The 23296-nt window shown below is 42.7% G+C and carries 17 protein-coding genes and 1 CRISPR repeat array; of the genes, 15 read left to right on the forward strand and 2 right to left on the reverse strand.

Going from position 1 to position 23296, the window contains the following annotated elements; all coding sequences use genetic code 11:
- The first annotated feature begins 238 nt into the window (after positions 1-238).
- A CRISPR array of direct repeats spans positions 239-927; the repeat unit is 29 nt; unit sequence GTTATACCTTACCTATAAGGAATTGAGAC.
- Between the two features lie 228 nt (positions 928-1155).
- From SSIN_RS07375 to SSIN_RS07405, 7 genes are all read left to right on the forward strand, one after another.
- Positions 1156-2892, forward strand: a complete 1737-nt coding sequence (locus SSIN_RS07375; RefSeq protein ID WP_037617477.1) for an ABC transporter ATP-binding protein — start codon at positions 1156-1158, stop codon at positions 2890-2892.
- Positions 2893-2901: 9 nt separating this feature from the next.
- A complete protein-coding gene (locus SSIN_RS07380) occupies positions 2902-4674 on the forward strand; it encodes an ABC transporter ATP-binding protein (protein ID WP_037617479.1) in 1773 nt (590 codons plus the stop codon).
- Between the two features lie 646 nt (positions 4675-5320).
- On the forward strand, positions 5321-6649 hold the full coding sequence (gene brnQ / locus SSIN_RS07385) for a branched-chain amino acid transport system II carrier protein (protein ID WP_037617481.1): 1329 nt from the start codon (positions 5321-5323) through the stop codon (positions 6647-6649).
- A 337-nt stretch (positions 6650-6986) separates the two neighbouring features.
- On the forward strand, positions 6987-7493 hold the full coding sequence (locus SSIN_RS07390; RefSeq protein ID WP_244880083.1) for a GNAT family N-acetyltransferase: 507 nt from the start codon (positions 6987-6989) through the stop codon (positions 7491-7493).
- An 18-nt stretch (positions 7494-7511) separates the two neighbouring features.
- The gene (locus SSIN_RS07395; RefSeq protein WP_037617483.1) at positions 7512-7850 is read left to right on the forward strand and encodes an ATP cone domain-containing protein; all 339 of its coding nucleotides are present in this window, start codon (positions 7512-7514) and stop codon (positions 7848-7850) included.
- A gap of 311 nt (positions 7851-8161) precedes the next feature.
- Positions 8162-9100, forward strand: a complete 939-nt coding sequence (locus SSIN_RS07400) for a metal ABC transporter solute-binding protein, Zn/Mn family (protein WP_037617485.1) — start codon at positions 8162-8164, stop codon at positions 9098-9100.
- 9 nt (positions 9101-9109) lie between these two features.
- On the forward strand, positions 9110-12367 hold the full coding sequence (locus tag SSIN_RS07405; protein WP_037617487.1) for a pneumococcal-type histidine triad protein: 3258 nt from the start codon (positions 9110-9112) through the stop codon (positions 12365-12367).
- A 187-nt stretch (positions 12368-12554) separates the two neighbouring features.
- Here the strand turns inward: SSIN_RS07405 and pepT are convergent, their stop codons facing one another.
- Positions 12555-13781 (reverse strand): peptidase T, encoded by a 1227-nt coding sequence (gene pepT / locus SSIN_RS07410; RefSeq protein ID WP_037617489.1) that lies wholly within the window; start codon positions 13779-13781, stop codon positions 12555-12557.
- A gap of 378 nt (positions 13782-14159) precedes the next feature.
- On the opposite strand from pepT, the gene hemH reads away from it, so the two are divergent.
- Entirely contained in the window at positions 14160-15254 is a 1095-nt protein-coding gene (gene hemH, locus SSIN_RS07415) for a ferrochelatase (RefSeq protein ID WP_037617491.1), read from the forward strand.
- 605 nt (positions 15255-15859) lie between these two features.
- On the opposite strand, the gene SSIN_RS07420 is transcribed toward hemH, so the two are convergent.
- Positions 15860-16675, reverse strand: coding sequence for a Cof-type HAD-IIB family hydrolase (locus SSIN_RS07420; RefSeq protein WP_037617493.1), 816 nt, complete (start codon positions 16673-16675; stop codon positions 15860-15862).
- Positions 16676-16823: 148 nt separating this feature from the next.
- On the opposite strand from SSIN_RS07420, the gene lepA reads away from it, so the two are divergent.
- The 7 genes from lepA to kphA all read left to right on the forward strand — a co-directional run bounded on the left by lepA (position 16824) and on the right by kphA (position 23173).
- Positions 16824-18647, forward strand: coding sequence for a translation elongation factor 4 (lepA, locus tag SSIN_RS07425; RefSeq protein WP_037617496.1), 1824 nt, complete (start codon positions 16824-16826; stop codon positions 18645-18647).
- A gap of 940 nt (positions 18648-19587) precedes the next feature.
- Positions 19588-20226 carry a hypothetical protein gene (locus SSIN_RS07430; RefSeq protein WP_037617501.1) on the forward strand — a complete coding sequence of 213 codons (639 nt, stop codon included), beginning with the start codon at positions 19588-19590 and terminating at the stop codon, positions 20224-20226.
- Between the two features lie 96 nt (positions 20227-20322).
- Positions 20323-20817, forward strand: a complete 495-nt coding sequence (locus tag SSIN_RS07435; RefSeq protein WP_037617503.1) for a YkgJ family cysteine cluster protein — start codon at positions 20323-20325, stop codon at positions 20815-20817.
- Positions 20818-20906: 89 nt separating this feature from the next.
- Positions 20907-21740 (forward strand): AraC family transcriptional regulator, encoded by an 834-nt coding sequence (locus tag SSIN_RS07440; RefSeq protein ID WP_037617504.1) that lies wholly within the window; start codon positions 20907-20909, stop codon positions 21738-21740.
- 90 nt (positions 21741-21830) lie between these two features.
- Entirely contained in the window at positions 21831-22517 is a 687-nt protein-coding gene (gene pynA / locus SSIN_RS07445) for a pyrimidine 5'-nucleotidase PynA (protein WP_037617506.1), read from the forward strand.
- Between the two features lie 124 nt (positions 22518-22641).
- Positions 22642-22914 carry a 30S ribosomal protein S16 gene (gene rpsP, locus SSIN_RS07450; protein ID WP_037617508.1) on the forward strand — a complete coding sequence of 91 codons (273 nt, stop codon included), beginning with the start codon at positions 22642-22644 and terminating at the stop codon, positions 22912-22914.
- 19 nt (positions 22915-22933) lie between these two features.
- Positions 22934-23173 carry an RNA-binding protein KphA gene (kphA, locus tag SSIN_RS07455; RefSeq protein WP_005590445.1) on the forward strand — a complete coding sequence of 80 codons (240 nt, stop codon included), beginning with the start codon at positions 22934-22936 and terminating at the stop codon, positions 23171-23173.
- The last annotated feature ends 123 nt before the right edge of the window (positions 23174-23296 follow it).

Genomic DNA, 23296 nt, shown 5'->3' on the forward strand with positions numbered 1-23296 from the left:
GGGACGACGAAATCGAATTCTAACGAATTACCGATTTCTGTCCCACTCTCGATTTTTCTGATTTTATCTTTCAAAAAGTCGGTCGATCTTTTCGATTTTTTGTCTCTTTTTCAAAAGCTGCCAACCAAGCGGTTTATAAGCGCTAGGACAAAAAAGATCGACCGACTTTTTTCATTGAAATCTTGAAAAAAGCCCTATTTTTTGATACAATCAATCTAGAAACAGCGAAAATGCTGTTGTTATACCTTACCTATAAGGAATTGAGACACTCTTCATTGAGCCTCCAGAGCTGGTCCTCCAAACAATGAATCTCGTTATACCTTACCTATAAGGAATTGAGACGCTGATATTGCCGTTATTTTGCCAAGAACTTTTTTTCGACATTCTTGTTATACCTTACCTATAAGGAATTGAGACTTTTCTGCAGTCAATCGTTCTTTTAATGACATAATTTTACGTTATACCTTACCTATAAGGAATTGAGACATTCATCTGATCAATAATAGATTTTTCTATGCCAGATGAAAAAAGTAATACCTTACCTATAAGGAATTGAGACATATGAAAATACGCATATAATGCGGCATATGAATCATACAGGGATTATGGTTATACCTTACCTATAAGGAATTGAGACTCAGCTTTGCTAGCTACTGGAACTGTTTGAGCTTCTTGTTCATTAGTTATACCTTACCTATAAGGAATTGAGACGTGAGGTCGGTTATCGGATATAGCGTAAATGTTTCGAACGAGCGTTATACCTTACCTATAAGGAATTGAGACTTAACGGAATGAAGCGTTCGCTATATACGATTTCATCAATCGTTATACCTTACCTATAAGGAATTGAGACGAAGAGTTGTGGAGTTTTACCTTCTAGGGATAGTAGTAAATCAGTGTTATACCTTACCTATAAGGAATTACTTGTGTGTCTTTGTTTGTCTCCGAGGGCATCAAAAAAGCGAGCATATTCTTTTCGGCTGGGAAGCATGAGAATTTGTTCGCCTTTTGTTTGGTAGGAATATTTGAAATTTCTGTCATGATTTGCTATACTAGTAGCAGTTAGAGATTGTAGCGGAGCTGTTGCCCCCTACATGGATAATCAAGAAAAGTACTCTTCAGTGCTTTTTTATTGTTATAGAAAATGGAGGGATTATGCTTTACATTTGGTCTTATTTGACACGCTACCCCAAGTGGTTGGTGCTGGATTTTGTGGCAGCCATTTTTTTTGTAGTGGTCAATCTAGGGCTGCCAACGGTTTTGGCGCGTATGATTGACGAAGGGATTAACCAGGGCGATCAGGAACGCCTGTATTTCTGGGGTTTTATCATGCTGCTGGTTATTATCCTTGGGATTTTGGGGCGGATCGTCCTTTCCTATGCTGCTGGGAAATTAACGACCAGCATGGTGCGGGATATGCGGAATGATCTCTATGATAAGTTGCAGGAGTATTCCCATCATGAGTACGAGCAGATTGGCGTTTCTTCGCTGGTGACGCGGATTACCAGTGATGCCTTTGTCCTTATGCAGTTTGCTGAGCAAACGCTCAAGATGGGGGCTATCACGCCTATCATGATGCTGTCGTCTATCCTCATGATTTTCCTGACCAGCCCGTCCATGGCTTGGATTGTGGCGATCTCAGTGCCTTTTTTGGCAATCGTAGTCTGGTATGTGGCGGTCAAGACGCGTCCCTTGTCTGAAAAGCAGCAGAAGACGCTGGACAAGATCAACCAGTATGCTCGGGAAAATCTGACTGGTCTGCGGGTCATTCGAGCCTTTGCCCGTGAAGAATTTCAGGAAGAGCGCTTCGCTAATGAAAATGAAATCTATGCGGAGAATTCCAACCGTCTCTTTAAATTGACAGGTTTGACGGAGCCTCTCTTTGTGCAGATTATCATTGCCATGATTGTGGCCATTGTCTGGTTTGCCCTCAAGCCTCTAGGCAGCGGCGAGTTGAAAATCGGAGATTTGGTTGCCTTTATCGAGTACAGTTTCCATGCCCTTCTGTCCTTCCTTCTCCTGTCCAGTCTCTTTACCATGTATCCACGGACAGCGGTCTCTAGCGAGCGGCTGAAGGAAGTCATGGATATGCCGATTTCCATCGATCCAAATGAGAATGGGATCAAGGAAACTGCGACGCGTGGCTATCTGGAATTTGACAATGTGACCTTTGCCTATCCAGGTGAGACAGAAAATCCAGTCCTGCATAATATTTCTTTCAAGGCCAAGCCGGGGGAAACGATCGCCTTTATCGGCTCTACAGGCTCTGGTAAGTCTTCCTTGGTTCAGCTGATTCCGCGTTTCTATGATGTGACCTTGGGCAAGATTTTGGTGGATGGAGTGGATGTCCGCGCTTATAATCTAAAAGCTCTCCGTCAGAAGATTGGCTTTATCCCGCAGAAAGCTCTGCTATTTACCGGGACGATCGCTGAAAATATCCGCTATGGTAAGGAAGATGCTAGCTCTGAGGAGCTCAATCAAGCAGCAGATGTGGCTCAGGCTCGCGACTTTATCGAGAGTAGAGAAGAGCGCTACGAGACGCACTTGGCCGAAGGCGGCAGCAATCTATCCGGTGGCCAAAAGCAACGCCTGTCCATTGCGCGTGCGGTTGTCAAGGAGCCAGATATTTATATCTTTGACGATTCTTTCTCGGCTCTGGACTACAAGACGGATGCGACTTTGCGCCGCCGCCTCAAGGAAGTGACTCAGGATGCAACGGTTCTCATCGTGGCTCAGCGGGTCGGAACCATTATGGATGCGGATCAGATTATCGTCCTAGACAAGGGTGAAATCGTGGGTCGAGGCCGGCATGAAGAACTGATGGAAAATAATGCCATCTATCGCGAAATCGCCAATTCCCAGCTCAATAGCCAATCACTAACAGAAGAATAGGAGGAAGAGATGAAAGAAAATAGTTTTGTCCGCTTATGGGGCTATCTAAAAGTCTATAAAGCCGCCGTGCTTCTTGCAGTCTTCCTCAAGATTGTCAGCGTGGTCATGAGTGTCTTAGAGCCATTTGTCCTAGGGCTTGCTATCACAGAGCTGACGCAAAATCTGCTGGATATGGCCAAGGGAGTACCCGGTGCAGCTATCAATAGCAGCTATGTGGCTTGGATCATGCTGCTCTACTTTATTCGTGCCCTCTTTTATGAGATTGGTTCTTACTTTTCTAACTATTTCATGACCAATGCTGTGCAGAGTACTGTCCGCGACATGCGCAATGAGCTCAGTCATAAGATCAATCAAATTCCTGTCTCTTACTTTGACAAGCACCAGTTTGGTGATTTGATTGGGCGCTTCACTAGTGACGTGGAGACTGTCTCAAATGCTCTCCAACAAAGCTTTTTGCAAGTGGTCAATGCCGTTATGACGCTGATTTTAGTCATCGGGATGGTTTTGTATCTGAATCTCCAGCTGGCCTTGATCGTTATCGTCAGCATTCCTCTGACCTATATGGGAGCAAGAATTATCCTCAAAAAATCCCAGCCTTACTTTAAGAAGCAGGCGGATGCTTTGGGAGCCATGAATGGCTTTGTTCAGGAAAATCTGACAGGCTTCAATGTCCTCAAACTTTATGGTCGGGAAGAGACTTCGGCTGAGGATTTTCGAGCTATTACTCAAAATTTGCAGGAAGTAGGTTTTAAAGCCAGCTTTATCTCTGGGCTCATGATGCCCGTTCTTAATGCGATTTCGGATTTAACCTATCTCATCGTGGCTCTGGTAGGCGGTTTACAGGTTATTGCTGGTCAGCTGACTATCGGGAATATGCAGGCCTTTGTCCAGTACGTTTGGCAGGTCAATCAGCCTATCCAAAACCTTACCCAGCTGGCAGGTCAGCTCCAGAGTGCCAAGTCTTCGCTGGATCGGATTTTCCAGATTTTGGATGAGCCAGATGAAGTTATGGACAATACCGTCCAGCTAGATAAGGACTTGACTGGTCAAGTCAGCTTCAAAAATGTAGACTTCCAATATGTGGCAGACAAGCCGCTGATTCGCAACTTTAATCTGGAAGTCCAGCCGGGTGAAATGGTGGCTATTGTCGGACCGACTGGGGCGGGTAAGACGACCCTGATCAACCTGCTCATGCGTTTCTACGATGTGACTAAGGGCTCTATCAGCGTAGACGGCCACGATATTCGTCAGCTATCCCGTCAAGACTATCGTAAGCAATTTGGTATGGTTCTGCAGGACGCTTGGCTTTATGAAGGAACTATCAAGGAAAATCTTCGCTTTGGTAACCTTGATGCTACCGATGAGGAGATTGTGGAAGCAGCCAAATCAGCTAATGTAGATCACTTTATTCGTACCTTGCCAGGTGGCTATAATATGGAAATGAATCAGGAATCTAGCAATATTTCGCTAGGGCAAAAGCAGCTCCTGACGATTGCACGGGCTCTCTTGGCGGATCCTAAGATTCTGATTTTGGATGAGGCGACTTCCTCGGTTGATACTCGTTTGGAGCTCTTGATTCAAAAAGCCATGAAAACTCTTATGCAGGGGCGGACGAGCTTTGTCATTGCTCACCGCTTATCTACTATCCAAGAAGCAGATAAGATTTTGGTGCTCAAGGATGGACAAATCATTGAGCAGGGCAATCACGAGTCGTTGCTGGCCGACAAGGGATTCTATCATGACTTGTATATGAGCCAATTTTCGGATAAGAAAGAAGCCTAGATATATATAAAAGGAAACTCAGCTGAGTTTCCTTTTAAAAATGACGAAAAATAGTGAAGAATTTGACTGAGATTTGGGTGGGGAATGTTTAAGAAAACTCATATCTATCTGGTTTTACGATAGGACAGTTCCACGTCGTGTGGTGCCAAGAGCAATTGTCAGATAAAAAAATTGATGATTAGCTATATATTTTAAATTTGTAAAAATAAGGGATTGACTCCTGAGCTGAACGAAAGCAGGAGTAAGAGTTCAAGGAATATGTAGACCAGTTGCAGTAGAGGATGAAAAGGTAGGTAATTTCTTGAACACAAGCAAATAAGTGTAGCAACAGAAAGTCTCCAGCGTAAAATTATGTTCCTAGTACATCATAAAAACATTTTGAACAAAGAAAACGATTCGATATAAAACGAACAAAAAGTTTTTGAAATTTAAAAGCGAAATGCTATATCCTTGAAAAAGATGCGATTATCAAAAAATGCTCTCTAAATATTCAACTTAAATCAAAATTAATTTCATGAAGTTCGTATTAAAACATATTTTGTATTATAAATCCCTTTTATTCAGTATAACTTATCCAAATATCTTGCAGAAAAGTGAGTTTATAGTTATAATGGAAAAGCATTTTAAAGTGGGAGAGGAGTTTCTAATGATTAAAAAGGGTGCTTTAACAGGCTTGCTTTTATTTGGAATGTTTTTTGGAGCTGGAAATCTAATTTTCCCCCCTCAGCTTGGGTTGGAATCGGGTCCTCAATTTTGGGCAGCGATTGCAGGGTTTGTTTTGTCTGGAGTTGGGATTGCCATCTTGACTTTGGTTGTCGGAGCTTCGAATCCTAAAGGTTATATGGATGAAATTTCACAAAAAATTGCTCCTTGGTTTGCAATTGCTTATCTTGTGGTTCTCTACCTTTCGATTGGTCCTTTCTTCGCCATTCCACGGACCGCTACAACAGCTTTCTCTGTCGGAATTGAGCCAATGCTGCCGGCAGATTCTCATACGATTTGGCTTTTTATCTTCACCACAATTTATTTTGTGTTGGCGTATATCATCGCTTTTAATCCATCAAAGATTTTGGACAGTATCGGCCGCTATCTGACTCCAATTTTCGCGATTTTGATTGTCGTTTTGGTTGTTCTTGGGGCGTTCAGATATGGAGTGGCTGCTCCCCAGCCCGCTACTGCTGAGTATGCTGGATCTGCTTTTGGCGCAGGTTTCCTTCAAGGCTACAACACTCTAGATGCTCTGGCCTCAGTTGCTTTTAGTGTGGTTGCTGTAGCGACCCTAAACCAGCTCGGATTTAAAAATAGAAAAGAATATGTTTCAACAATCTGGGTGGTTGGTATCCTTGTAGCCATGGGCTTTAGCATCCTGTATATTGGGCTCGGATTTTTGGGGAATCATTTCCCGCTTGATACAGCTCAACTGCCTCAAGGGGCGAATATTGGAGCTTCTGTTCTTTCCTCAGCAACTCAGGCAATTTTTGGTCTAGCGGCTCAGATTTTCCTAGCGGTCATGGTAACGGTGACTTGCTTTACAACGACAGCTGGTCTCATTGTCTCAACTGGTGAGTTTTTCCATAATACTTTTCCTAAATTATCTTATAAAGTGTATGCGACTGTCTTTACTTTGATAGGCTTTGCTATAGCCAATCTTGGGCTCAATGCCATTATCCAGTATTCACTCCCAGTCCTGATGATTCTTTATCCAATTACGATTACCATTGTTATGATTGTGATTGTTAATAAAATTTTGCCACTTTCGAAACCTGGGATGCAGTTTACGATTGCCATAGTTGCTTTGATTGCTGCGGCCAGCGTTTTGGCGCCCCAGTTTAAAATAAAGGGGCTAGAGAATATGATAAATTCTCTGCCTCTTGCCGGAGCCTCTCTTCCTTGGTTGCTCCCAGCCATAGCAGGTATTATTCTTTCACTCTTTCTGCCAAATAAACAAAAGAGTGAGCGTTTTGAGCTAGATTGATTCTGCAAAATCTAAGTTCTTAAAAAACCAGTGAAATTTCGATATTCGCTGGATTTTTCTTTTTCATTAAAAATAGCATAATATTAATGGCTTTTAGTGAATAGAGGTCGGCAATGAGGATAATCTGCATATGGGAAAATGGTTGTGAACTGGGGAGTTCTTCCAGTTTTTGTGCTGAATCAGTAAAATGGGGGAATTAAACTTGTTTATAAGAGCTAATGTTGCTGTGATTGTTTTTCATCATTTGGTTATTATGCAGATAGGGAGTTTCTTTTGAAAAATAATGAAAAAGATTGTATAATGAAAAGGTGATCATTAGCTTTGAGCTCTGGAGGTGATGGTGCTGCTTATACGTAAAGCTAGCGAAGAGGACTGGCAGATTATTCAGGACATTTGTACCGAAACTTGGCTGAGCACTTATCAAGAAATCTACTCCTCCCAGTACATCCGGCGAGTTTTTGAAATATTTTACAGTCAAGAGCGCTTAGTAAAGGACTTGACCGAGCTCTCTCCTGAATGGAATGGCTACTGGCTGGCAGAAGTAGATGGTCAAGCTCTCGGATGCATTGGAGGCGGTATGGGGGAGGACGGTAGAGCTAATATCTATGTTCTCTATGTTTTGCCTCGAGCTCAACGATTGGGAGTTGGTCATGCCTTGGTCCGTACCTTAACGGATTATCAAAAATCGGAACATCAAGCTGTGGAACAAGCTGTCACAGTGACCGAAGGAAATACTCTCGGTATTTCTTTCTACGAAAAAGAAGGCTTTGGCTTTGAAAATGCTACTAAAAATTGGATTGATAGTAGTCAGGCCAGGGATTTACACTATTTCAGAAATATTTAAAAATAAAAAGGAGCATTTATGCAAGTTATTAAGCGTAGCGGTGAAGTTGTTGAATTTGACCCAGATAAGATTTATCAAGCTGTTTTGAAGGCAGCACAGACTGTGTATGTTCTGACGGACGATCTCCGTCAAAATCTGGCTTTGGTGACTAAAAAAGTTGTTTTAGATTTGGAAGAAGCCAAGGTAGAGCGCGCGACTATTAGCATGATTCAGTCCATGGTAGAGAATCGTCTTTTGGGAGCGGGCTACATTACCATTGCTGAGCATTACATTTCGTACCGCTTGCAGCGTGATTTGGAGCGTAGCGGCTACGGAGACCATATCGCTGTCCATCTGCATTTTGAGCAGATCCGATAAAAGTAGTTCCTCATACAACTGTATTACAAGACGCAGGTAATGGCTGTTCTGAAATGAGGGTATCCTATTTAGCTCGAATCTGAAAATATAAGAGCAAGGGAAGTAAGAATCTATGGGGTGTTGCGCTTCATTGTCAGCTGTAGCGATTAGAGAAAAGCTAAAATCTGGAGAGGGTCAGTTTGGTCTTCTCCTTTTTACTACCCTTTTTCCTCTTTTCTTTGATATTTTTCAAAATAACTTGACAAAAATATTGACAAAGTGTATGATATTAACCAGTTAATTAACCAGTTAATGATAATCAAGGAGTTTTTATGAAACAAAGTAAGAGAATTGCAACTTGGCTCAGTCTGCTGGCTCTGGCCCTGTGTCTATTGGGCTGTCAGTCTCAGAAGGAGTCTGGCAACGCTAATCCATCCCAAGGCTTGAAGATTGTGACGAGTTTTTATCCTATCTATTCTATGGTCAAGGCTATATCGGGGGACCTGAATGATGTGCGCATGATTCAGTCTAGTAGCGGCATTCATGATTTTGAGCCTTCAGCCAATGATGTGGCAGCCATCTATGATGCGGATGTCTTTGTCTATCACTCGCGTACCTTGGAGTCCTGGGCGGGCGAGCTCAATCCAAGTTTGCAGCATTCTAAGGTTCAGGTCCTTGAGGCTTCTCAAGGTATGGAGCTGGATCGGGTCGTAGGCTTGGAAGATGTCCAAGCAGGGCAGGGAGTGGATGAGAAGTCGCTCTATGATCCCCATACCTGGCTGGATCCTCAGAAGGCTGCGGAGGAGGCCCAGATTATTGCCGACAAGCTGTCGGAGCTGGATAGCGACCATCGAGATACTTATCAGGCTAATGCTCGAAAATTTCAAGAACAGGCCAAGGAGCTGACCGAGCGTTACCAGAAGATTTTTGATAAAGTGACCAACAAGACCTTTGTCACCCAGCATACAGCCTTTTCTTATCTAGCCAAGCGTTTTGGGCTGACCCAGCTGGGCATTGCTGGTATCTCACCAGAGCAGGAGCCTAGTCCACGCCAGCTGACAGAGATAGAGGACTTTGTCAAGGAGCACAAGGTGCAGACCATTTTTGTGGAAAGCAACGCTTCCTCGAAAATTGCCCAGACTTTGGTCAAGGCGACCGGTGTAAAAATCAAGGAGCTGAATCCTCTGGAAGCAGCCCCAGCCAATCAACTGTCTTATTTAGAAAATTTAGAAGCAAATCTAGCTGTTTTAGCCAAAGATTTGAAAGAATAAAGGAGAACCATGAAAAAGAAATATTTCCTTGCTTCAGTCGCTATACTGGCTGTCGGTCTTGGCACTTACGGGCTCATCCAATGGCAAGCTCAATCCCGACCCCAGACCAAAGATAACCAAGTAGCCTATATTGAGGACAAGACTTCGGATGGCAAGACGGATAAAAATAAAAAATTGACATCTGACCAAATCAATGACGAGGAAGGTATTGAAGCGGAGCAGATTGTCGTGAAAATCACAGATCAGGGCTACGTCACTTCCCATGGAGACCATTACCATTACTTTGATGGAAAGGTGCCTTTTGATGCCATTATCAGCGAAGAGTTGATTATCCGAGATCCTAACTACACGCTGCAGGAAGCAGATATTATCAATGAGGTCAAGGATGGCTATATCATTAAGGTGGAGGGAAAGTATTATCTCTACCTCAAGGATGCCAAGCATACCAGCAATGTCCGCTCGGTGGAGGAGATTGCCCAACAGAAAAAGCTGCATAAGACCAAGGAAGAAGGCGATAGTGGCAAATCCTCCAGTACAAAAGCGAGCAGGACTCGAGATTTCAGCCAGCCTAGCAAGTACCTAGCTGCGGGAAAGACAGCAACAGACCTTGCAGGAGTTAGCTATCAAGGCCAAGGGTATTATAAGACGGATGATGGTTATACTTTCAGTCCGTCTGACATCATCGAGGATACTGGCGATGCTTTTATCGTGCCGCATGGCGGGCATTTTCACTACATTCCTAAGAGAGACTTGTCGCCAGCAGAATTAGCGGCGGCTCAGAGCTACTGGAATAGTAGGCAGGCCGGCGGACGGGTGAATCCGCCTAACTACGCTTCTTCTAATAATTGGAACCAGAATAGTGCTAGCAGTCAGGATGGACCTGTGTCAAATCCGAGTCCACAACTGTCAAACCTTTCAAAGATTGAGCAGCCAAATCCTGGGCTAGTGCCTCTTCAGCCTAGTCAGTCCAAACCGTCTCAGCCCTCCTTACCGAGTCTGCTGCAGCAACTCTATGCCCTGCCCTTGTCTCAGCGCTATCGTGAAGGGGATGGCCTAGTATTTGACCCGCTGAAAATAAGCCGTCGGACGGACAAGGGGGTTGTTATTCCACACGGAGATCACCATCATTTCATTCCTTATGACAAACTGTCAGACTTGGAAGGACGGATTGCCCGCTTGATTCCCATTGGTTATACCTATCAGCCGCTGGGAGATCCTCTGCAAGCTTTGAAGCCTCAGCTACCGTCTCAGCCTGAGCACGACCATGGTTTTCATGCGGAAGCTGTCATCTCAAAAGATGAGGAAGGTTATGTTGTCCAACATGGAGGCCATGCTCATTACTTCTTTAAAAAGGATTTGACGGCAGATCAAATTGAAGCAGCAGAAGCTAACTTGGCTAAGCAAAAACATTCAAGCCAGTCCAGTCCAGTCAGCGCAGAATATGATCGCTATTCTCGCGATGCCAGTGATGAGGAAAAGATGGCTTATATCTCCAAGACTTATGGAGTTCCGCGCGAAGCGATTAAGATTTCCAAAGGCTTCTTCGTCTTTAATAATCCAGATCAAGCTTATGACCCGACCCATATCCACCCTTATGCTGTCAGAAAAGAGCATGTCCGTATTCCTTTAGAGACAGGGAATCCTGAGCTGGACTTTTTAAATGAGCTCTATACAACGGCTCTGCGTTCAGGTTTGTCACCTTACAGCATTCAAGTAGAAAATGGTCAGTTTGTTATTCCCCACGGGGACCACAATCATTACATTCGTGTACAGTCTAAAGGTGTTGACTTAGGTCTAAAGAATAAACTGCCAGCCTTACAATCAGCCTATCAGGCCGGAACCTATAGTGAAAAGCCCGTTCTTGAGAAAGTGGAAGCTCTGCTTACAGCGAGTCGAACTATTTATGCTGACGATCTGTTGATGCAGCGCCGAATTGAGCTTGCTTTAGGAAACTTTGTAGAAACCATGAAGCAATTGCCAAGCAATTCGACAGCTGGCTATTTGGCTAGTTTGGATCAGTTTGATAAGCACTATATTCACGTAGATAAGAGCGCTCAAACTGAGAAGTTGACGGAAGTAGATAAGAAATATCAGGAACTGGTCGATAAAATCAAACGTCTGGAAACAGACAGCTACAATGTCAATAAGACTTCCTTGCTCAGTGAATTGCAGCTAGCTAAGGTGGAGAAAAATGAAGTTAAGATAAATGAAATCGATCAACTGCTGACCAGTCTTCAAGATTATCAAGACAGGACAGGGGTGACTTCTGTCGAATATCTAAAGGCCTTCTATCTAGCCGTAGATGATGCACGATTGCAGCCAGAGCTTCGTAAAAAAGTTGCAGACTTAGCTATGAAACTCTACAAGTCACAAGCCTTTATCGAAGCGGTTGATTTGAAAGCTTTATTCTTGGATCTCTATCAGACGAAGCTAGAAGTTGATAAGGCTCTTGCTAGTGGTGAGACGGCTCCAGCAAAAAGTAAAACAATTCTAGATACAGAAAAGACTGATGATCAAAACTACAAAACAGCTATCTATGGCTTCTTGAAAGAATTGTACGGTGAATTTGCACCGCAGCCAAAAGTAGAGATTCCAGATGAAACTTTCCAAGCTCTCTTCCAGCAAGGGCAAACGCTTTTAGAAAGAATCAAAGATTCTGCTAGTCAGGAAGATTATAAGAATCGATTAATGGCACTTCAGGCAGATTTACAAGCAGCCAGCAAGGATAGAGAAGCTATTTTAGCAGATGGCAAGATTCTCTTGGCTAAGATGGTTGAGACCATCAAAGCTCAGCAAGCAGAAAGCAGTCCGAAAGACCAAGAGCTCTATAAGAAAATCTATGTCCTCCTCATGGCTGCCCATAAGTTGCTTGAGGAGCAAAATGCCTCGGATGAATTGTTTACTAAGTTAGATGCTCTATTTGATAAGCTTGCGGATAGCAAGGTCAATAAAGAGGAATTGCTTACAGAAGTTCAGATTTTTATCGAAGGCCTTCAACATCAGGGTAAAGTTGAAAATCTGGTCTCTGACGCGGGTAAATCTGAAGAGAAAGATTCCGAAGCAGGGAAATCTGCTGAAACATCTATGGAAGCTGCCTCTGCTAAGGTGTCAAGTGAGACTCAAGCTTCAGCAAGCATCAGTCCCAATCAAGCAGTCTCTGATAGCACTGCTCCAGAATCAAAAGAACAAGGGGCCAATACTGTGCAAGAAAAGTCGAATCAGTCTTCTGTTCAAGATCCTTCAACAAATGAAGTAGCAGGACAATAAGAGGTAGGCGGTTTAATCAATGCTGTCTCTCAGGAAAACTTCTGTGTTCCAGAATGTGCTGGAGTAGGTCCAACAAGGATAAATTTTACTCTGGAAATTGGATCAGAATTAGGAAAATAGAATGAAAAAGCGAACATGCTAATTTTGTGGGAGATTAGCTGTGTTCGCTTTTTATATTCATTAAAGTTTATTTTTCTTGATAGGAAACAATGCCGATAATGGTATCGACAGCGCGTTCCATGGTTTCTAGGCTGACATATTCGAAGCGACCGTGCATGTTTTCACCACCAGCAAAGAGGTTAGGTGTCGGAATGCCCATAAAGGAAATTTTAGAGCCATCAGTTCCGCCACGAATCGGCTCGATAATCGGCTGGATGTCCAGACTTTCCATGACTGCTTTGGCGATATGGATCGGTGTCATGTCCTTTTCAATGACCTGCTTCATATTGTAATACTGGTCTTTAAGGGTCAAAATAACACGCTCGCTGCCCAGCTCTTGGTTCATCTTATCAGCAATGGCCTGCATAGCAGCTTTGCGATTTTCAAAAGCCTCTGTCTCAAAGTCGCGGACAATGTAGCTAGCCTGAGCTTCTTCGACTGTACCGGTCAGGTTCATCAGGTGGTAGAAGCCTTGGTAGCCCTCGGTCTTCTCTGGTCGGTCGGTTTCTGGCAGTTGGTTGTGGAAGTCAATCGCCAGCTGGAGAGCGTTGACCATTTGGTCTTTGGCAGTTCCTGGATGGACATTGCGGCCTTGGAAGGTTAGTTCTGCTCCAGCAGCGCTAAAGGTTTCGTACTGAAGTTCCCCTAGCGGTCCGCCGTCCACTGTGTAGGCAAAGTCTACATTGAAGTCTTCAGCATCAAACTTATCAGCCCCGATCCCGATTTCTTCATCTGGACCAAAGCCAACTCGGATTTCTCCATGCTTGATTTCTGGATGGGCGGACAAGTATTCGATAGCCGTCATGATTTCAGCAATACCAGACTTGTCATCTGCTCCCAAAAGGGTTGTTCCGTCAGTCGTAATTAAGGTTTGACCCTTGTATTTATGGAGACTGGCGAAGTCTGCAGGATCTAGGTTAAAGCCAGATTGCCCAAGCGGAATCACACCGCCGTCATAATTCTCAATGACCTGTGGCTGGATGTTTTCTGCGTTGAAATCTGCAGTATCCATGTGAGAAATAAGACCGATTTTGCGCGTGAAACTTGGGTCATTTGCAGGAAGAGTACCGATGGCGTAGCCGTTAGGTAAGTAGTAGACATTTTCCAAGCCGACCCGCTTCATCTCAGGGATGAGGATATTAGTCGCAAAGTCCACTTGACTCTGGGTGCTGGGAGTAGTAGTGGAGGTCTCGTCTGAGCGTGTATTGACTTTAACATAAGTCAGAAAACGGTTTAAAAGATTAGGGTATTTCATAAAAACTCCTCTTTCATTTATTCAAATCTATTTTAGCATAATTGGGGAAAGGTGAGAAATATTTTTTACTGCTGTCGCTTCTAACTAACGTCTTAAAAACCATTTTATATAAGCGTTAAAAAATATGAATTTCACAGGGAAGACTTTAAAAGATGAAGTCGCAAACTATTTTTCAGTTTTGGAGAGCAGCAGTCCGTTCTGTTTTATTTTTGTTTTTCAATTGTTAAAATGTCTGAATTATTAAATTTGTATTTTCTTCGTAGAGAATGGGATTTTAGGCTATTCAAGTCTTTTTTAAGATGTTAAAATGAAAGAAATTACAAGTAAACCATTGAAAGGCTAGTTTGGTTTTCACAAGGTGATTGAAGAGGAAAGATGATGAAGAAAGCAGTTCTAATGATGACTTTTGGCTCGCCAGAGGAGATTAGCTTTGAGGGAGTGGCTGAATTTTTTACCAATATTCGCCGCGGTGTCAGGCCGCAAGACCATGAGATTCAGACCCTCTATGATAACTATGTCCTCATTGGCGGAACGCCTCTGCAGCGTATCAGTCTAGAAGAGGTGGAAAAGGTCCGTCAGCGTTTATCTGGTGAGTATGCGGTTTATTTTGCCAATAAATTCTCACGTCCTTTTATCCCAGATGTGATTGAGCGGATGGAAGAGGATGGTATTGAGGATTGTATCTGTTTGATCCTAGAGCCGCATTTTTCTTACTATTCTGTTATGGGTTATGAGAAGTTTATCCAGAGTGACTCCATCCGCTTTAATATCATTAAGGAATGGTATCAAGAAGAAGCTATTCTTGATTATTGGGCAGAGGAACTGAGAAAGATTCTTACAGAAGAGGTTGGAGAGGAGACCTTCAAGATTTTCTTTTCAGCCCACAGTGTGCCTATTCTGGCTTTAGATTTTGGAGATCCTTACATTGATCAGATCTATGACAATGTCCGCTTGATTGCTGACAGGTTGGGTTTGACAGAGGAGGATTATCTCAATGTTTGGCAAAGTGAGAGTGACATTGGACTCCCTTGGATCAAACCTGACGTGCTGGACTACATGCGTCAGCAAGAAACACATCCGCAGCATTATATTTTTGTACCGATTAGCTTTATCAGTGAGCATATAGAGGTCCTTTTTGACAATGACGTGGAGTGCAAGGAACTTTGCGAAGATCTGGGTGTTGCCTATCATAGACCGCCTATGCCCAATGCAGATGACCGTCTAATTGACGCTCTGATTCAAAGTATCCACCGCCATAAGCATGAACCTTTCAAAGAATGTTTTCCAGAAGAAGAAACATTTGATGAATTGCAGCCGTCGGAGGAGAGCAGTCAGATTCTGGCAGAAGGTGCAGAGCTGAAAATGCCAGATTTTGTCAAGAAATTGATTGAGAAAAAAGGCCGCGAAAATGTTAAAATGCCATACTTTGTCAAGAAAATGCTGGAGAAAGCAGGAAAACTGCCTAAAAGCTGATTATGCATTTTCGTTGCTGACTTTATAACATGATTTCAGAAGGGAAATTCGCGATACTTTGGCACCAAGATTTGATCAGGGAACTGCTTTGCCAGTAGTCTTTGTGCCAGCACTAAGAATATGTAACTTTACATGGAGGAAAGCCGTTGCGATGGCCAATTATGTTTTTGGACATAATCCTTATCGGCTTTATGTTTATCATTTTCTAATTATGGAGGAGATGTAGCGGAGCACTCTGGTTGGATTAGGATCATTGTGTTAAGATCTGTTTACTGCACCGTATCAGCAGCTTTTTGACAGGAGCTAGGGACTCCCATCTTACCAGCCACCTGCAAGTATACTGGAAAATGTGAAAAAAGAAGGGAATAGAGATTTTCTAATCTCGATACTTTTTAGATTGCAACAAAAAAGGCTGAGACACTTTTGTTTCAGCCTCGCTTTGTTCTGATCAACAGTTTCCCAGACTGTTTAATCTAATAAGGTAATAAAAGATAAACTAAGTGATAACAAAATAATGTCTGAAAGATCCTTTTAATCTCAGTCTAGAGGCAAGAGGATGAAGTAAAATTTTAAAAAATTACTTCTGTCCCACCATCTTTTATATCTCATTGATTCAAAATAAACTTTTCAATAGCTGCGGCGACACCGTTCGCATCATTGGTATCTGTCACATAATTGGCTAGTTTTTTAACATAGTTGCTAGAATTGCCCATAGCAACTCCGAGACCTGCGAATTCGAGCATTTCGATATCATTGTTGGCATCACCGATAGCCATGACTTCTTCTGGCAAAAAACCGAGTTTTTCAGTTAATTCTTTTAAAGCAGTTGCCTTTGTTGTCCCTTTAGGCATCGTTTCAAAAATAACAGGTTGCGATCGGACAGCACTGAATCGTTGACTCAAAACGTCTCCAAATTGGTCTTCAAAGGAATCCAATTCTTCTGGTTGTGCTAAAAACATAGCTTGAAACATGATTGTATCGGGATGCAGAGCTTCCTCAAGACTGATCTGAGTAGGGGTAGTGAAGACCAAACTGGCATCATAGGTGACAAGGTTATTTGGCTCTTCATCGACGACCAGATAACGTTCCTCGTCAAAAAGGGTATATTGTGCTGGTGTTTGTTTGGAAATCTGATCTAGGAAGATGATATCTTCTTTGCTTAATTGGCGCCAGTTGACCAGCTTCCAGTCTTCTGTCTGGTGAATAGCGCAGCCGTTATCTACGATAACGTATTCATTTTCTTGGGTAAGGCTTAGTTTTTCATAGTAAGGTTTGACACCGACAAGAGGACGACCGGTACAGAGGACCAGCTTGACACCAGCCTTGATTGCCTGGTGGATGGCTGCAATGTGAGCTTGAGGGATTTCCTTTTGATTGTCTAGCAAAGTGCCGTCCATATCAAGAGCGAGTAATTTAATCATCAGTTTTCTCCAAAGGTATTTGTGAATATTATAGCATATTTTGACCTGATGAGGAAAGGATATGGATGGATTGGAAAAGTTTCCAACAGTGGTAAAAGTCCGCTTCCTTATGGTATAATAAATAGAATACCCTAAAAGGAAGAGAGAAATGAATTTAGAAGATTTGAAAAAACGTCAGGAGAAGATTCGCAATTTCTCCATCATTGCCCATATCGACCACGGGAAATCAACCTTAGCCGACCGGATTTTGGAGGCGACTGAGACGGTTTCCAGCCGGGAGATGCAGGCCCAACTTTTGGACAGCATGGACTTAGAGCGGGAGCGTGGCATCACCATTAAGCTCAATGCCATCGAGCTCAATTATACTGCCAAGGACGGGGAAACTTATATTTTCCACTTGATTGACACACCGGGACACGTGGACTTTACCTATGAGGTATCGCGGTCATTGGCAGCCTGTGAAGGTGCCATTCTGGTCGTGGATGCAGCTCAGGGAATTGAAGCTCAGACCTTGGCAAATGTCTATCTAGCACTGGACAATGACTTAGAAATCCTGCCAGTCATCAATAAGATTGACTTGCCAGCTGCGGATCCAGAGCGGGTGCGGACAGAGATTGAAGATGTGATTGGGCTGGACGCTAGCGAGGCCGTATTAGCTTCTGCCAAGGCCGGTATCGGAATTGAGGAAATTTTAGAGCAGATTGTGGAAAAAGTTCCAGCACCGACTGGAAATGTAGCAGCACCGCTCAAGGCCTTGATTTTTGACTCGGTTTATGACGCTTACCGTGGGGTAATCCTACAAGTGCGGGTTATGGACGGTGTGGTTAAGCCAGGCGATACTATTCAGCTCATGAGTAATGGCAAGACATTTGATGTAACTGAGGTCGGCATCTTTACGCCCAAGGCTATTGGTCGTGATTTCCTTGCGACAGGAGACGTTGGCTATATCGCAGCCTCTATCAAGACAGTACAGGATACTCGGGTCGGAGACACAGTTACCTTGGCGGACAATCCCGCTTCTGAGCCACTAGACGGTTATAAGCAGATGAATCCGATGGTATTTGCTGGTCTTTATCCTATCGAGTCTAATAAATACAATGACCTGCGTGAGGCTCTAGAAAAACTTCAGCTAAACGATGCTAGTCTGCAGTTTGAGCCAGAAACATCACAGGCATTAGGATTTGGTTTCCGTTGTGGTTTCTTAGGCTTGCTGCACATGGACGTTATTCAGGAGCGCTTGGAGCGCGAGTTTAATATTGATCTGATTATGACGGCGCCGTCCGTTATTTATAAGGTCAATATGACCGATGGTGCGTCCCTTGATGTGTCCAATCCGAGCGAGTTTCCGGACCCGACCAAGATTGATTCCATTGAAGAGCCCTATGTCAAGGCGCAGATTATGGTACCTCAGGAATTTGTCGGAGCGGTTATGGAGCTGGCTCAGCGCAAGCGTGGTGACTTTGTGACCATGGACTATATTGATGATAATCGAGTCAATGTCATCTATCAAATCCCACTTGCTGAAATCGTCTTTGACTTCTTTGACAAGCTCAAGTCCTCTACTCGTGGCTATGCTAGCTTTGACTATGAAATCTCTGAGTATCGCTCGTCCAAGCTGGTTAAGATGGATATTCTCCTCAATGGCGACAAGGTTGATGCTCTCAGCTTTATCGTGCACAAGGAATTTGCCTATGAGCGTGGTAAGCTGATTGTAGACAAGCTCAAGAAAATCATCCCGCGTCAGCAGTTTGAAGTGCCCATTCAGGCAGCTATTGGTCATAAGATTGTGGCTCGGACAGACATCAAGGCTCTGCGTAAAAATGTCTTGGCCAAGTGTTATGGTGGTGACGTTTCTCGGAAGCGGAAACTCCTAGAAAAACAAAAAGCCGGTAAAAAACGGATGAAAGCTATCGGATCTGTTGAAGTTCCGCAAGAAGCCTTCCTCAGTGTCTTGAGTATGGATGATGAATAACATTCAGTGGATGTTATTCACCCGAGCCAGGAAATAAGTGAGCGAGAGAGTGGATTTATGTTCACTATTCGCCGTAAGGATCGCTTGTTCTGAAATTGTTTTTCGTTTAGCATCTCTTAACAGCAAAGAAGTAAAGTCCGGTGGACTTTAATCGCCCAATCCAAGAATTATAAGAGCAAAGAAAACTTGAGTGGATGTTAGTAACATGATTCAAGAGACAAATTAAATGACAGTTTAGGAGTCTGGGACAAAAAGATTTCAATTTTTAAAAATCTTAATTATTAAGCCCTTCAAATCTATAATTAAATGCAAAAAGCGAACAAAGCAGAATTCTGATTACCAGAAAACTAGTTTTGTTCGCTTTTTATATTTGAGGTCGGACTTTTGTCCCAGCCTCTTTTATATATCGTGTAAAAATGAGCTAGAACAAGATGGAATGAAACTACTATGATGAACAGAAAAGTTGAAAGAAGGGTTTTTCTCACACAATCAATCCCTTACAAAAGAAAGATGTACTAGAAAAATCGCTTGAATTTGTTCAAAACTTTTCGTTTCGAGGCTGTCGGAGATGGTTATATTACGTTGTATAGTGCCTCTGGGATGTGTGAGTTAAAAGTGAAACTTTCTTTTTAAAAAATCTTAAAAAGAAGCAGTCTATCAACTTGAGAATGTTCTAAAACAGTTTGTAACAAAAATACCAGAATCAAGCCAGAGTTGGTAGTTCTGACAAAAATCAAATCTTTAGTCAGGTCCAGAGGGGCTAAAATCGGAAGTGTAGCAATCAAATGGAGATATTGTTTTTAACTTCGTATAGATTACACCACAATGACGCTCCTTGTTTTTAGTTATCAGATTAGACAGTAAATGTTTTTTGCAAATGGATAAATATGGTAAAATATAGTTATTGGTACAATTTACTCTTGTGGAAAGGAGTTTTTCTATGAAAAAGAAATGGATTTTATTGCTTATGATGGGCTTAATAGGCTTGACATTGAGTTCCTGTGTATTATTTCCTAGGAAAACGGGGAGAGTCAAGTCGTCTTCAACGAGTGAGACTTTCTCTTTAAGAGGTGATAGCAGCTCAAGCTCTAGTGCGGATGATAGTTTGGTCACTGCAGAAACCAAACGTGTCGGTTCAGATGACTATGGCTACATCAGCATTCCAAAGAACTGGGTTAAGTTTACTGATTTAGGTGGTGGAGACAGTATCCAGTATACAGATGGTTCCGGCTACAACATTGTCAGCATGAATGCCTATACGAAGGAAAAAGCTAATATTGGAGAAGGTGAGGATTTCACGGCTGAGACAATCGCAAATCGCATATATTATAACTGGAGTGAGAATAAAGAGGCGGAGAAATTTTGGGGAGCAAAAACGACTGTTTCAGGCAATGATGCTTATCAAGTAAATGTCAATATGAAATCTGGTCAATACCTCACTAGCTGGATTTTCAAACAAAAGGATAAGATCTATCTCATCTCCTTTGAAGGGGATTCGGATACTCTCGGTAAATTCGTTTATTATATTGAATACACTTGGGATGAAAAGCTAGAAGAGTCAGGAAAATCGAATATCTAAAAATGAAACAGCAGTTTTTATTAAAAGCTGCCGTTTTTTTATTTTATGGTATAATGCTAAGTGGCAAATGCCTATGAATAGAGAGAATGAGAGACCATGCCTCAAGAAATCGACCTTGAAAAGTACCATCAGTTAGCTCTGCAGAAGCAGAAGGACCATCGAAAATTTTTAGCTGGCTTGAAGAAGAAGCCACCGAAAAACCTAGATAAGATTGCCCAGCAAATCCATGATGAGGTTTTTGAAGAAATTGACTGCCTAGCTTGTGCCAACTGCTGCAAGACTTTAGGACCAGACTTTAAGGAAGCCGATATTGTCCGCATAGCCAAGTATTTCAAGATGAAGCTGCCAGCTTTTGAAGAGGAGTTTCTGCAGGTGGACGAAGACGGCGACAAGGTTTTCAAGGCCATGCCTTGTCCTTTTTTATGCGAGGACAATCTCTGCTCTATCTATGATGTTCGTCCCAAGGCCTGCCGTGAATTTCCACATACGGACCGCAAAAAAATTCATCAGATTAATCATCTGACAATCAAAAATACCTTGACTTGCCCAGCGGCTTATCTCTTTGTGGAGAAGCTACGGGATAGGTTGTAAAAATCCTCCTTTAAATCTTGTACAAAAATTCTAGGGCGAAAGTATCTTAGAACTGCTAGACTATAGTTAGGAGGTAAGCAGAAAAGATTATGATGCATCAATTCAATCGAACCATGGAATATCTGGAAAGTAAGCTAGACGCAGAAGTGGATTTGCAGCAATTCCAGCAGCTGTCAGGCTATTCTTATGCTCTCTTTAGCAGGCTCTTTTCTATTCTAGCAGATATGACTTTAGCAGAATATCTACGCAATCGCAGGCTGTCAGAAGCTGTGACAGACTTGCGGGAAAGCTCTGAGAAAGTCATTGATATAGCACTGAAATACGGCTATGAGTCTGCGGATGCTTTCAGCGCAGCCTTCAAGAAATTCCATGGTGCGACCCCCTCAGAAGTTCGAAATGGAAAACCTTATCGGGTCTTTCCTAGACTTCAATTATCCTTAAAGATTACAGGAGGAAAGAACATGGATATCAAGATTCAAAAGAAACCTGCTTTTACCGTGGCAGGCGTCCTATTGGAAGCTATTGACAATAGCCAGTGCCCGTCTGCATGGGAGCAGCTCTATGCAAATCACAGCTTTGAAAGCCTAGAAAGTCTGAGCAGTGGCCAATCCTTTGGCCTCTGCTCTGATGTTAAAGAAGGTGAAATCATTAATTATATGGCTGCTTATGATGTGACGGATAAAGCGAAAGCAGAAGAACTAGGTCTGTCAATCAAGGAAATCGCAGAAGCTGAATATGCTATCGTACCAGTCAAAGGCGCTATACCAGCCAGTATCCACCATGCTTGGAAATATGTTTTGGAAGTCTTTTTCCCAGAAACTGGCTATCGCCACTCAGGAGCACCAGACTTTGAAGTTTACACCGAGGGAGACATGTCCTCGCCAGACTATCAAATGGAACTCTGGATACCGGTGGTGAAATAGATTAGAAACCAGCCGTTCGTTTTTGAGCGGCTGGTTTTTTATGCATTGTGGTATAATGAAGCTACTACAGTTACAGAAAGGATTTCGATTTTGTCATACAAATTTCTACTTTTCGACCTTGACCATACATTGCTGGATTTTGATACGGCAGAAGACATCGCGCTGACGCATTTTTTGGAGGAGCAGGGCGTGACGGAGATTCAGAGCTACAAAGACTATTATATTCCCATGAACAAGGGGCTTTGGCGGGAACTGGAGCAGGGTAAAATTACCAAGCTGGAGCTGGTCAACACTCGCTTTTCTCGTCTTTTTGCTCATTTTGGCATTGAGAAGGATGGCGCCGAGTTGGCCCTCCTTTATCAGCAGCATATTGCTCAGCAAGGACAAACTTACGCTGGTGCTAGCGAGCTTTTGGACAGTCTGACAGCAGCTGACTATGAGATTTACGGAGCGACCAATGGCATCACTGCTATTCAGACCGGCCGCATGGCCAATTCCGACATTTCTCCTTATTTTAATCACATTTTCATCTCTGAAAAAATGGGAACTCAGAAGCCTGAAGCTTTATTTTATGAAAAAATAGCAAAGCAGATACCAGATTTTGACCTGTATCAGACTTTGATGATTGGAGACTCCTTGACAGCAGATATTGCTGGCGCCAATAATGCAGGTCTTGATTCTATCTGGTATAATCCCAAAAAGCTGATGAACAATAGTAGTGTTCATCCGACTTATACCGTGTCCTCCTATGAGGAAGTAAAAAAATTGCTGCTTTGAAAAAATTTCAACTCTGTCAAGAAAAAAACTTGACAGCTGTTTTTAATCTGCTATAATAGAACATGTGCTAAATAGCTTAGCTATTTCACCGAAAGAAAAAATAAAGAAAAGAGACATTTTAAAAATGGCAGTAAAAATCCGTTTGACTCGTATGGGTTCTAAGAAAAAACCTTTCTACCGTATCAACGTTGCAGATTCACGTTCACCACGTGACGGTCGTTTCATCGAAACAGTTGGAACTTACAACCCACTTGTTGAAGAAAACCAAGTGACTTTGAAAGAAGATCGCGTTCTTGCATGGTTGGCTGATGGAGCTCAACCTTCAGATACAGTACGTAACATCCTTTCAAAAGAAGGCGTATTGAAGAAATTCCACGATTCAAAATACTCTAAATAATAGAAGTGCAGGTTGATATATGGACACGATTGAAAATCTCATTATTGCGATAGTGAAACCTTTGATTTCACAGCCAGATGCCTTAACTATCAAGATTGAAGATACACCTGAGTTTTTAGAGTATCATCTTGATCTTGATCCAAGTGATGTTGGACGTGTAATCGGTCGTAAGGGGCGTACTATCTCCGCTATAAGGACGATTGTTTACTCTGTCCCAACCGAGTACAAAAAAGTACGCATCGTCATTGATGAAAAGTAAAAGCAACGAAAATTCGTTGCTTTTTTAAGTGGGCAAAAGAGGCTCTTCAATCATTTGCTACTGTTGATAAAAAGTTTTTAAGGCTCTTTTCTACCATTTGTCAAGTCTGTCAAGGCTTTAAGT

Origin of the sequence: Streptococcus sinensis (assembly GCF_000767835.1) — a bacterium.
Taxonomy (GTDB): Bacteria; Bacillota; Bacilli; order Lactobacillales; family Streptococcaceae; genus Streptococcus; species Streptococcus sinensis.

Bases quoted from the DNA above. Each gene is read 5' to 3' on its own strand.
- SSIN_RS07405 (WP_037617487.1), top strand. From the start codon at position 9,110: ATGAAAAAGAAATATTTCCTTGCTTCAGTCGCTATACTGGCTGTCGGT.
- lepA (WP_037617496.1), top strand. From the start codon at position 16,824: ATGAATTTAGAAGATTTGAAAAAACGTCAGGAGAAGATTCGCAATTTC.
- hemH (WP_037617491.1), top strand. From the start codon at position 14,160: ATGAAGAAAGCAGTTCTAATGATGACTTTTGGCTCGCCAGAGGAGATT.
- pepT (WP_037617489.1), bottom strand. From the start codon at position 13,781: ATGAAATACCCTAATCTTTTAAACCGTTTTCTGACTTATGTTAAAGTC.
- SSIN_RS07395 (WP_037617483.1), top strand. From the start codon at position 7,512: ATGCAAGTTATTAAGCGTAGCGGTGAAGTTGTTGAATTTGACCCAGAT.
- SSIN_RS07440 (WP_037617504.1), top strand. From the start codon at position 20,907: ATGATGCATCAATTCAATCGAACCATGGAATATCTGGAAAGTAAGCTA.
- SSIN_RS07430 (WP_037617501.1), top strand. From the start codon at position 19,588: ATGAAAAAGAAATGGATTTTATTGCTTATGATGGGCTTAATAGGCTTG.
- SSIN_RS07390 (WP_244880083.1), top strand. From the start codon at position 6,987: ATGGTGCTGCTTATACGTAAAGCTAGCGAAGAGGACTGGCAGATTATT.
- SSIN_RS07380 (WP_037617479.1), top strand. From the start codon at position 2,902: ATGAAAGAAAATAGTTTTGTCCGCTTATGGGGCTATCTAAAAGTCTAT.
- SSIN_RS07375 (WP_037617477.1), top strand. From the start codon at position 1,156: ATGCTTTACATTTGGTCTTATTTGACACGCTACCCCAAGTGGTTGGTG.
- brnQ (WP_037617481.1), top strand. From the start codon at position 5,321: ATGATTAAAAAGGGTGCTTTAACAGGCTTGCTTTTATTTGGAATGTTT.
- rpsP (WP_037617508.1), top strand. From the start codon at position 22,642: ATGGCAGTAAAAATCCGTTTGACTCGTATGGGTTCTAAGAAAAAACCT.
- kphA (WP_005590445.1), top strand. From the start codon at position 22,934: ATGGACACGATTGAAAATCTCATTATTGCGATAGTGAAACCTTTGATT.
- SSIN_RS07435 (WP_037617503.1), top strand. From the start codon at position 20,323: ATGCCTCAAGAAATCGACCTTGAAAAGTACCATCAGTTAGCTCTGCAG.
- SSIN_RS07400 (WP_037617485.1), top strand. From the start codon at position 8,162: ATGAAACAAAGTAAGAGAATTGCAACTTGGCTCAGTCTGCTGGCTCTG.
- SSIN_RS07420 (WP_037617493.1), bottom strand. From the start codon at position 16,675: ATGATTAAATTACTCGCTCTTGATATGGACGGCACTTTGCTAGACAAT.